Source organism: uncultured Pseudoalteromonas sp. (assembly GCF_963922945.1).
GTDB lineage: Bacteria > Pseudomonadota > Gammaproteobacteria > Enterobacterales > Alteromonadaceae > Pseudoalteromonas.
The window spans coordinates 1-9,935 of record NZ_CAWUKC010000112.1; the positions used below are offsets into that span (position 1 = coordinate 1).

The window sequence follows — 9,935 nt, forward strand, 5'->3', positions numbered from 1 at the left end:
ACGGGGGACCTGCGGATTAACAGTCCGTCGCTCTAACCAACTGAGCTAAGGGGGAAGCGTCTTGCCTTTCAACGGGGCGAAATATTAATGATGGAGCTGCAAAGTGTCAACATATAAAAGTCATAAATTTAAAAAAGAAGTTTATTCGTTGTTTTTATGTTCGATCTGCGCATTTTATAACTCTATTTGAGCAAAACATGACGATAAATCCTTATTAAAACTGATACCAACAAAGATAAAATCGCATCGTCTAATAGAAGTGCAGTTTAAATTATGTCTAAAAAACGCTCTTAAGTTTAAATTTAGTACCACTAGTCCTTAAACTTGTACTTAATCTGTTTGTCATAAAACGAGCTATAAATCCTATTAGCAGATCTTTTTATAAAATCCAGTGAGGGAGTTTGTTCGTATTAAGATATTTAAACCTAGTTAAGCGCGCTGATAATTTGCATAGCGGATTATATTAAAAACCTGAACAAAAATAATACAATCAATGCGTTGCTAATTACAATGCCAATTAAAATGTTGGCTATATAGTGCTTTGAAGCACATGAATTTTGTTTAACTTAATTATTTGTTTGCAAGCATTGATAAGTTTTTAACTTTAAACAGATATAAAGGTTGGACCTGAGTAGAATATTAGCCAGCGCGTAAGCCTTTATAAATGGGGGCTGAGCTGAGTTATCCACGGTTTCTGTGGATAACTCTGTTTATGAAACTTTAAGAACAGTGTCCCGACCAGCGTTTTAGGGCACTACAACGATTTCAAGACTTTAAACCGTTTTTTTTATTGTAATAAAAATCATATAGTTATAAATACATGGCGAATCACAGTGCAAGGGTTAAGAAATGTGTTTGTAAGAGTAAAGATTAATACTGTACTGTGTAAAAATTCGGCTAATCTACAAGGTTTAATGTTAAATAAGTAATAAAAATGTTCACTTATTGTTTTTTAGCGCTTTAAAGGCGTATTTATACACAAAAGCTTAAAAATTTAACTTTAGTGATTTTTATAAAATCATTTCACTATAAGTTTGAAATCCATCGATAAATCCATGGCTTGAATTGCGATGATGCTTTAAAATGACCCGCTCAGTAAAAGAGGCTTATTTATTCCATGCGCGAAACTTCACATTCTCAACCACGCCCAGATTTACTTAACGATCCCATCTTACCCACACTAAAGAAAATGACCATTCCGATGATTTTCGGCATGATCACGTTAATGATGTTCAACATAGTCGATACATTTTTTATAAGTATGCTAGGCACAGAGCCACTGGCTGCAGTGAGTTTTACGTTCCCGGTAACCTTTACGGTAATAAGCTTGGCAATAGGCTTGGGTATTGGTACTTCTGCAGTTATAGCAAAAGCCTTAGGCAGTAACAAAATAGAAGAAGCGCGATATGATGCCAGTGTGTCGCTTATTGTGGCCCTCGTACTGGTTATTTTACTCTCGTTTATTGGTTATTTATTAATTGACCCAATATTCACTTTATTAGGTGCGGGTAAATTAGTGCTGCCACTTATCCATCAGTACATGACTATTTGGTTTATTGGTAGCGTGTTTTTAATTACCCCCATGATAGGTAATTCGGTTTTACGCGCCAGTGGCGACACCAAAACACCTAGCATTGTAATGGGTGGAGCGGGGCTTATTAATGCCATACTCGACCCTATTTTAATTTTTGGCTGGGGCCCAGTACCGTCTTTAGGTATTGAAGGCGCGGCGATTGCCAGTGTTATAGCCTGGGGCGTAGCCGTTATTATTATTTTATATGTGCTGGCCATTAAAAAGCGGTTATTAAGCTTAAAAGCCGGTAGTCAAACAGCGGCAAGTGCAATTAAAAAAGTACTTAAAATAGGCTTACCCGCAGCAGGGGCTAACATGCTCACGCCAGTCGCCATGGCTGTAATGACTGCACTCGTTGCCAATCATGGACCCGAAGCGGTTGCCGCTTTTGGTGTGGGAAGCCGTATTGAATCGATTACCTGTATTTTAGTACTGGCCTTATCGATGACGTTGCCTCCTTTTGTTAGCCAAAACTTTGGGGCGGGAAAATTAGGCCGCGTAAAAGAGGCGTACATTGGTACGCTTAAATTTGTGATGATATGGCAATTTGCTAACTATATTTTACTCATTGCGCTTTCAGGAGTAATAAGCCAATTATTTGGTAAAGAGCAAGCTGTAATTGATGTTATTAAGCTCTTTATATACACCATACCGCTAAGTTATGGTTTTCAAGGGGTGATCATTTTATCAAATTCATCGTTTAATGCCTTACACAAACCTATGAATGCATTGTTTTTAAGTATTATTCGTTTATTTGTTTTTTACCTGCCTTTTGCTTATATAGGCAGTATGCTAGGTGGCTTAATAGGTTTATTTATTGGCGCTGCAATCGGTAACGTATTCACAGGGTTAGTCGCGTACAAATGGTTTGTAAAAGAGCTAGATGCAATATGCAGTAACATGGTAACGGAGTAAATAAATGAGTGATCACTTTGAGCTAAAATCACAATTTAACCCCGCGGGCGATCAACCCACAGCAATTAAGCAGCTAGAAGAAGGCTTAGAGGCGGGTCTTGCGCATCAAACTTTACTCGGTGCTACAGGTACAGGTAAAACGTTTACTATGGCCAATATTATTAGCGATTTAAATCGCCCTACAATAATAATGGCGCATAATAAAACATTGGCCGCTCAGCTGTATGGAGAAATGAAAGAGTTTTTCCCAAACAACGCAGTTGAATATTTTGTTTCTTACTATGACTACTACCAACCAGAAGCTTACGTAGTAGCCAGTGATACATTTATTGAAAAAGACGCTTCTATTAATGAGCACATAGAGCAAATGCGTTTGAGTGCCACTAAAGCATTACTTGAGCGCAGAGATACCATTATCGTGGCGTCGGTTTCGGCTATTTACGGTTTGGGCGACCCCGACTCATACATGAAAATGATGCTACTTTTAAAAGTCGGGGAGCAGGTCGACCAACGCGATATGCTGCGCCGCCTAGCTGAGCTGCAATATACCCGTAACGACATTGATTTTGGCCGTGGTACGTATCGCGTGCGTGGCGAAGTGGTTGATATTTTTCCGGCCGAGTCAGATACCTATGCAATACGCGTAGAAATGTTTGATGACGAAATAGAGCGACTCAGTATTTTTGACCCCCTTACCGGTGCGGTAGAAAAACACATAGTTCGCGCCACTATTTACCCTAAAACGCACTATGTAACACCACGCGAAAAAATTCTCGATGCCATAGAAAAAATAAAAGCCGAGCTTAAAGAGCGCAGAGCACAATTATTAAGTGCTAATAAATTGGTAGAAGAGCAGCGCATAGCGCAGCGTACACAATACGACATAGAAATGATGACCGAGCTTGGTTATTGCTCGGGCATAGAAAACTACAGCCGTTATTTATCGGGGCGCACACCGGGCGATCCACCACCTACATTACTTGATTATCTGCCTGATGATGCATTGATGATCATCGATGAATCTCACGTCACTGTATCGCAAATTGGCGCTATGTATAAAGGTGATAGAAGCCGCAAAGAAAACTTAGTGGAATACGGCTTTAGAATGCCATCTGCAATGGATAATCGTCCATTACGATTTGAAGAGTTTGAAGCTATTGCACCGCAAACGATTTATGTATCGGCTACACCTGGCGATTTTGAGTTAGAACGCAGTGCAGGCGAGGTCGCAGAGCAGGTTATACGCCCCACAGGCCTGTTAGACCCAGAAATAGAAATACGCCCTGTAGGCACTCAAGTAGATGATTTACTCTCAGAAATTTATAAGTGTGTAGAAAAAGGTGAGCGGGTACTCGTTACTACACTTACTAAACGCATGGCTGAGGATTTAACTGATTATTTGAGCGAGCATAACGTAAAAGTACGCTACCTTCACTCAGACATAGACACGGTAGAGCGTGTAGAAATAATTCGCGATTTACGCGCCGGCGTGTTTGATGTGTTAGTAGGAATTAACTTATTACGAGAAGGCTTAGATATGCCAGAAGTAGCCTTAGTCGCTATTTTAGATGCTGATAAAGAAGGCTTTTTACGTTCTACGCGTTCACTTATACAGACTATTGGCCGTGCTGCGCGTCACCTTGACGGACGTGCCATCTTGTATGCCGACAAAGTCACAAAATCGATGAAACAAGCCATTGATGAAACACAACGTCGACGTGAAAAACAGCATGCATATAATGTAGAGCATGGTATTGAGCCTAAAGCACTGGTGAAAAAGATCACAGATATTATGGATGTGGGTGAAGAAGCCGCACCACAAGATAACCTTAAGCTGGTGCGTAAAGAGTCTAAGCAAATACTCAGTGCAAAAGAAATTTCAACGCAAATCAAACAGCTCGAGGGCAAAATGCATGCCTATGCTAACGATCTTGAATTTGAAAAAGCCGCGTCTGTACGCGATGAAATACACGAACTACAACAACAGTTGATTAACTAAATGACAACCGATTTTTCGCCCCTTATCAGCGCTTTAGCAGATGCGCCACTATTACAAAACGAACTATGCCGTGTATTTCATGGCCGTGGCCATAGTATAGAGTCGCTAAGCCATATAAATTTAGACTTTTACCCGCCGAGTTTGTTTTTGATTTCGTATCAAGAGATTGATGAAGGCGCATTAAACAAACTTACCAGTACCCTGTGGGAGTGGGCGCAGCAGCATCGCCCAGAGTTAATATCGGCTTTGGTGTATCAACAACGTGCGGGCTTACAAAGCACCAATCGCTTAGTATATGGCGAGCTCCCGTCACCCCATGTGGTAAAAGAAAATGGCATTGGTTTTTTAGTCGATTTAACAAGCCGCCAAAACACTGGCATTTTTCCGGATATGCGCAGCGGCCGTGAGTTTGTTTATGCCAATAGTAAACATGCAAAAGTACTTAATTTGTTTTCTTACACGTGCGGGTTTTCGCTTGCAGCAATGCACGGCGGCGCTGATCATGTTATGAACATGGATATGAGCAAAGGTGTACTTAAAGTCGGTAAGCAAAACCATCAACTCAATGGTTTTGAGCGCGGAGTTAGTTTTTTACCGCACGATATTTTAAAATCGTTTGGAAAATTAAAAAAAGCAGCCCCGTATGATTTAATTATTGTTGATCCGCCAAGTTTTCAAAAGGGCAGTTTTGTCCTGACTAAAGATTATCAAAAGGTACTGCGCAGATTGCCCGAACTACTATGCGATACTACACAGCTTTTATTATGCGCTAATAGCCCAGAGCTTAGCGAAGATGCCTTTAAAGCTTTAATAAACGAGCATACTCAAGGAGCAATCAAGTTTGTAGAGCGCTTAGCGCCAACAGCTCGTTTTATTGAAGTAGACAGCGATAAAAGCTTAAAAGCGTTAGTGTATAAAACGGCGCACACTGTAACTTAAATGAAACTGAGTAAGCGTTTAAACGCAATTAATGCGCTAATTACTAACCCGGTTGATGTTATTTGGGATTGCTGCTGCGATCATGGTTACTTAGGCATTGCATTATTAAGGCGCCGCGCTGCAAAACAGGTTAATTTTGTAGATGTGGTAGATAAAATAATGGCCGAGCTGAGCGAGCAACTAGCAAATATTAGCCAAACACTGCCAAGTGATACGCAATATAAAGTACATTGCCAAGATGTAAGAGCAATAAAGCTCGTTCCTGGTGCCTCTAATACAGTGATCATTGCGGGGGTAGGTGGCGAGTTGTTACTCAAACTTGTAAGCGGGATAGTTGAAAATAATTGCGCTGACACGGTAGCTAATACGCGCTTTATACTGTGTCCTATCTATCATACTTACCATTTACGCAGTGGCTTAGCCAAATTAGGTTTTGCTCTTAACAGTGAGCAGCTGATTTGTGATAACAAGCGGTTTTATGAACTCATAGAAGTAAGTCAAAACAGTGCCACCGTGCTTACGTGTACCGGCGCTAATATGTGGGATTTAACTCGTTTACCACATAGGCAATACCTGAACCAGTTGCTCACTCATTATAATAAAATGCTTAATAAAGATGAGCTTTATTATCAAAAAGTTATAGAAGATTATAAAAAACTCAGTGATACTCAAAAATGACTTTTATGGCGTGATTTGTGTGATCTAACTTACCTTGCAAAAACGTAACATCAACATAGATTACATCGCCGTGTGCGAATTTATTTGGTTTATGTATGTTAGATAATAAGAATCGCTTCGAGTCGCTGCTCAGTGCAGATCAAAAATGGCAAAACAGTTACGAGCAGCCAATTTCGTATGCGCCCTTGGTGCAGCTTGCTAATAACAGCTGGATAGTCCCGCAACACTTTTTACGCTATAAACACACCTTACAAAGCGTTAATCAAGTACTAGAAAATATTAATTTTTCAGCGCATTTTAGAGTGCTTGCTGCACAAAAAGATGAGCAACTTTATCTACAAGTTGCCGTACTCAGCCCCGATAATTACAAAACCAGTGGTTACGCGGGTGATGGCACAGCAAAAAAATTACTGTTTGGCAGGCGCTGGATAGTAGAAGAAAATCTACCGACCTCAGAGCTTATTCAAACTGCATTTTTAGCCCTTAAAATAGCGCGAGAGCATGAGGTAAGAGAACTATTTCAGCTTATTCATGATAACAGCACGACCAGCACACCGTTTAATAATCATCATGATTTGCCCGTTATGGCGCAAAACGTAGAGCTGGTTCGCGAACAATCATCGCAAAACAGCACGCAAAGTTACACCATTGATAAGCTTATAGATAGAATTGTTTATGCAGGTGCCAAGGTATCACTTGAGTCCATGCAACAGCTGAGCGAACACCAATGGCTATATACAGTTAAGTTGCATTGCGACAGCTGCCAGCTAAACGAGTTTAATAACAAAACTTTCTCATTTTTAACCAGCGATAGCAGCGAAAATAGTTTTTTACATGGCATTATTGATGCTCTAATCAATATCAGCAACGAGTATGTCAGCGAGCAATTTAAATATCAGGGATTTGCGCGATTCAGTAAGCACAATTGTATAAAAAAAATAGGAGAGCTTAGCGTCGCAATGCGTTCGCCAAAAGCTTTAGGTTTGTGCTCACTTGGCAAACAACATGCAAATAAACTGAATTTTGAAATTGACAGCTCGCGTGCGCCTCAAGGGTGTGACCAAGCCATAGATGGTTTTTTAGCTGCCCATGGCATAGAGCAGCCAGAAAATGCCCATTTATATCGATTTTAAAGTCGGTTAATTTCTTCTTTTGTTGTGTAGCTTGAATCTGTCACTATGGCCTCAAGCGTTTGCACACGCTCCCTTAAAGCTACCACCTGCTCGGTTACCTCCGTCAGTTGCTTATTGGCATCTTGATTGCTATTTAGCATTTTATGCTTAAATTCAAGGTGCTTTTTGTACATATCATAAATCACCCCAGAGCCAACCGAAATAAGAACAATCAGAACTATCATTGTAGTGCCAGACATAACCACTTCCTTTTTATATTTTTAACTATTGTATAAAGTATAACCATATTTAACTTCGGTTGAACCTGACAATTGTAACTTTATTTGTCGAGGTAGGTTATACACCATTCATTATTGATACATAACGATTGTTGTTTAATACTAAAAGGACTAAAGACTATTCATTTTATAATTAATACAGTGAGTTGCTATGTTAAATAATAAAATTCCACCGGTTATTGTAGTGTTGGTTTTTGCAGGCATAATGGCTTTAATCGCGCATTACAGTGTTATTGATTTTACAGCGTTTATTACCTACTTAGCAGCAAGCTTAGTCATTATAGGGTGCGCATTTTGTATAGCCGGAGTCGTTAGCTTTAAGCTTGCCCGAACCACAGTAAACCCTAATAAGCCCGAGCAGGCATCAAAGTTGGTAACCAGCGGCATTTATAAAATTTCGCGCAATCCTATGTATGTTGGGTTTGCATTTATTTTAGCGGGCTGGGGTGTTTGGCTGAGTTCGCTGTGGGCACTGTTATGTATTATTGGCTTTATTGTGTATTTAACGCTTTTTCAAATAATTCCAGAAGAGCGAGCGTTAACTAAGTTATTTGGCCAAGAATTCACTGAGTATAAAAACAAAGTAAAACGCTGGCTTTAACTTTAAGCAATCACAAAAAAAGGCTATCGAAATGATAGCCTTTTTGCGTTCAGCGCTAATAAATTAACCGTGCTTTCGCTGAAAACCCCATAACTAGGATTATTCGTACTCGATTGGATCAGTGACGTTATTAAGTTTAAATGCCTCTAAACGTTCTTGGCAGGCACCACATTTACCACAGGCTTTTTCGCGCCCGTTGTAGCAGGTCCACGTTTGGCTGTAGTCTAAGCCCATTTTTATGCCATCGGTTAAAATATCAATTTTGGTGTTATTTAGGTACGGGCTAAAAATTTCTACAGCATCGTAGTTAGCAATACGACACACATCATCCATTTTTTGTACAAACTCAGGGCGGCAGTCAGGGTAAATAGCATGATCGCCCGAATGCGCGCCATAATATACTTTGCTTGCTTTTAAAGAGACTGCATAACCCACCGCCAGCGAAAGCAAAATCATATTACGATTAGGCACTATGGTGCTTTTCATGCTTTCTTCTTCGTAATGACCTTCTGGCACTTCAATATCATCAGTAAGTGATGAACCACCGATAAGTTGGTTAATAGCTGATATATCTACAATTTTATGCGGAACATTAAGTTTTTCACACACGTTTGCAGCCACTTCAAGCTCTTTAACATGACGCTGACCATAGTCAAATGAAAGGGCATAAACATCATGGCCTTGCTGTAAGGCTTTATTTAATACGGTAAACGAATCCATACCGCCGGAATAAATAACAACTACTTTTTGCGTCATATCTGGATTGCTCTTTAGTTTTAATAGAGGTTTATATCAGGGCGCGATATACTACACGGGCGCAGCTTAAATAACAATTTTTGGGCAGCGCTTTTTCGTCTTTTATAGTAGCAATTTAGCAGCTAGGCAGTAAGTGAGATCTCTTTTGTACAAAATTAATGAAGTGTTTGAAACCATCCAAGGTGAAGCAAGTTTTACCGGCACACCCTCAATATTTTTGCGTTTGCAAGGCTGCCCAGTGGGCTGCGCATGGTGTGATACTAAACAAACTTGGGAAGTCGATAACGTGTACAAAGTATCGCTTGATGAAACGGTAGAAAAAAAAGCCGACTCTGATCATTGGGCCGATGCCAGCGCCGAGCAAGTACTTGAGCTATTTAAATCGCGTGGCTACAACGCAAAACACGTGGTTATTACCGGTGGCGAGCCATGCATGTACGACTTAAACCCAGTGTGTAACTTGCTACACGATAATGGCTTCACGACACAAATAGAAACCAGCGGCACCTTTGAAATACTCGCCCCAGAGCAAACATGGGTTACCGTATCGCCTAAAATTAACATGCGCGGCGGCTACGAAGTACTTACCAGCGCTATGAAGCGTGCCAACGAAATTAAACACCCTGTTGCCATGCAAAAGCATGTAGAAGAGCTAGAAGAACTATTTACTAAAACAGGTGTTAACCCTAAGCTTGTTTATTTACAGCCAATCAGCCAAAAAGTATCCGCCACTAAATTAGCCATCGACACCTGTATTGCCAAAAACTGGCGCTTATCGGTGCAAGTACATAAGTATTTAGGGATTAGCTAAAGCGCAAGGGCAGCTGTGAGTGCTTAGCCGTAAGCGATAAGCTGCGCGTTAATTCGTAAGTTGGGTTGAGTGAAACGAAACCCAACGAACCGCCAATATCGATGGTAAATACCCGCACCTAACAACTCTAACCTTATTCCGTTAAATGGGGTTAATTAATTTCTTCACCACAGCGATAGCTTACAACTGAACGCAATACCTGGTTTTTCTTACATTTAGGGCAAAAGTAATTAATAACGTTCACGATAAGTA

At 40.3% G+C, this 9,935-nt stretch carries 9 protein-coding genes; 7 read left to right on the top strand and 2 right to left on the bottom strand.

Annotated elements, in window-relative coordinates; genetic code table 11:
• The first annotated feature begins 1,117 nt into the window (after positions 1-1,117).
• The 5 genes from AABI99_RS16675 to AABI99_RS16695 all read left to right on the top strand — a co-directional run bounded on the left by AABI99_RS16675 (position 1,118) and on the right by AABI99_RS16695 (position 7,237).
• On the top strand, positions 1,118-2,488 hold the full coding sequence (locus tag AABI99_RS16675; RefSeq protein WP_338367214.1) for an MATE family efflux transporter: 1,371 nt from the start codon (positions 1,118-1,120) through the stop codon (positions 2,486-2,488).
• A 4-nt stretch (positions 2,489-2,492) separates the two neighbouring features.
• Positions 2,493-4,487 carry an excinuclease ABC subunit UvrB gene (uvrB, locus tag AABI99_RS16680; RefSeq protein WP_338367215.1) on the top strand — a complete coding sequence of 665 codons (1,995 nt, stop codon included), beginning with the start codon at positions 2,493-2,495 and terminating at the stop codon, positions 4,485-4,487.
• On the top strand, positions 4,488-5,426 hold the full coding sequence (locus AABI99_RS16685) for a class I SAM-dependent methyltransferase (protein ID WP_338367216.1): 939 nt from the start codon (positions 4,488-4,490) through the stop codon (positions 5,424-5,426).
• Complete coding sequence (locus tag AABI99_RS16690) at positions 5,427-6,104, top strand: tRNA (adenine(22)-N(1))-methyltransferase TrmK (RefSeq protein WP_338367217.1); 678 nt, start codon at positions 5,427-5,429, stop codon at positions 6,102-6,104.
• Positions 6,105-6,199: 95 nt separating this feature from the next.
• The gene (locus tag AABI99_RS16695) at positions 6,200-7,237 is read left to right on the top strand and encodes a hypothetical protein (RefSeq protein ID WP_338367218.1); all 1,038 of its coding nucleotides are present in this window, start codon (positions 6,200-6,202) and stop codon (positions 7,235-7,237) included.
• Here AABI99_RS16695 and AABI99_RS16700 read toward each other — a convergent pair.
• Complete coding sequence (locus AABI99_RS16700; protein ID WP_338367219.1) at positions 7,234-7,476, bottom strand: hypothetical protein; 243 nt, start codon at positions 7,474-7,476, stop codon at positions 7,234-7,236. The genes AABI99_RS16695 and AABI99_RS16700 overlap by 4 nt on opposite strands.
• Before the next feature lie 190 nt (positions 7,477-7,666).
• Here AABI99_RS16700 and AABI99_RS16705 point away from each other — a divergent pair, with 190 nt between their 5' ends.
• On the top strand, positions 7,667-8,116 hold the full coding sequence (locus AABI99_RS16705) for an isoprenylcysteine carboxylmethyltransferase family protein (RefSeq protein ID WP_338367220.1): 450 nt from the start codon (positions 7,667-7,669) through the stop codon (positions 8,114-8,116).
• A 99-nt stretch (positions 8,117-8,215) separates the two neighbouring features.
• On the opposite strand, the gene queC is transcribed toward AABI99_RS16705, so the two are convergent.
• Positions 8,216-8,872 carry a 7-cyano-7-deazaguanine synthase QueC gene (gene queC, locus AABI99_RS16710; protein ID WP_338367221.1) on the bottom strand — a complete coding sequence of 219 codons (657 nt, stop codon included), beginning with the start codon at positions 8,870-8,872 and terminating at the stop codon, positions 8,216-8,218.
• Between the two features lie 145 nt (positions 8,873-9,017).
• Here queC and queE point away from each other — a divergent pair, with 145 nt between their 5' ends.
• A complete protein-coding gene (gene queE, locus AABI99_RS16715) occupies positions 9,018-9,683 on the top strand; it encodes a 7-carboxy-7-deazaguanine synthase QueE (protein ID WP_338367223.1) in 666 nt (221 codons plus the stop codon).
• The last annotated feature ends 252 nt before the right edge of the window (positions 9,684-9,935 follow it).

What these genes read in the sequence shown, in the direction of transcription:
- uvrB (WP_338367215.1), top strand. Translation starts at nt 2,493, where the DNA reads ATGAGTGATCACTTTGAGCTAAAATCACAATTTAACCCCGCGGGCGAT.
- AABI99_RS16685 (WP_338367216.1), top strand. Translation starts at nt 4,488, where the DNA reads ATGACAACCGATTTTTCGCCCCTTATCAGCGCTTTAGCAGATGCGCCA.
- AABI99_RS16695 (WP_338367218.1), top strand. Translation starts at nt 6,200, where the DNA reads ATGTTAGATAATAAGAATCGCTTCGAGTCGCTGCTCAGTGCAGATCAA.
- AABI99_RS16690 (WP_338367217.1), top strand. Translation starts at nt 5,427, where the DNA reads ATGAAACTGAGTAAGCGTTTAAACGCAATTAATGCGCTAATTACTAAC.
- AABI99_RS16700 (WP_338367219.1), bottom strand. Translation starts at nt 7,476, where the DNA reads ATGTCTGGCACTACAATGATAGTTCTGATTGTTCTTATTTCGGTTGGC.
- AABI99_RS16675 (WP_338367214.1), top strand. Translation starts at nt 1,118, where the DNA reads ATGCGCGAAACTTCACATTCTCAACCACGCCCAGATTTACTTAACGAT.
- AABI99_RS16705 (WP_338367220.1), top strand. Translation starts at nt 7,667, where the DNA reads ATGTTAAATAATAAAATTCCACCGGTTATTGTAGTGTTGGTTTTTGCA.
- queC (WP_338367221.1), bottom strand. Translation starts at nt 8,872, where the DNA reads ATGACGCAAAAAGTAGTTGTTATTTATTCCGGCGGTATGGATTCGTTT.